The sequence below is a fragment of the Cytobacillus oceanisediminis 2691 genome (assembly GCF_007678455.1).
GTDB classification, from domain to species: Bacteria; Bacillota; Bacilli; order Bacillales; family Cytobacillaceae; genus Mesobacillus; species Mesobacillus oceanisediminis_A.
This window is the reverse complement of sequence record NZ_VEEP01000192.1, coordinates 1-281: the sequence shown is the minus strand read 5'-3', so window position 1 is coordinate 281 and position 281 is coordinate 1. Positions and strand designations below refer to the sequence as shown.

The following is a 281-nucleotide window of genomic DNA, read 5'->3' as shown; positions in this document are numbered from 1 at the left end:
TCATTCACCTTTTTTACTCTTTCAACCATCTCCCTCCCTCATTCCCCATCCATCCCTACACTCCACTCATCCATCATTAATAACTCACCATTATCTAATATCCCACCTCCAATATTCACTCTCCCCTTCATTCCTCCACAAAAACTCTCAACCTTTTCCTTTCCCCCATCACCCACCCCCATCATTTCCACCACATCCTTTATCCTCTTTTCCACGTTTTCTCCCCTTAAACCCTACATCCTCCCCCACGAAGCAACCTTTTCCCTTCCACTCATCCTTTG

At 45.6% G+C, this 281-nt stretch carries 1 protein-coding gene; it reads right to left on the bottom strand.

Annotated elements, in window-relative coordinates; translation table 11 throughout:
- Positions 1–38 precede the first annotated feature (38 nt).
- Positions 39–215: an ATP-binding cassette domain-containing protein gene (locus tag FS736_RS24645; protein WP_186326924.1), complete on the bottom strand. Its 177-nt coding sequence runs from the start codon at positions 213–215 to the stop codon at positions 39–41.
- Positions 216–281 lie beyond the last annotated feature (66 nt).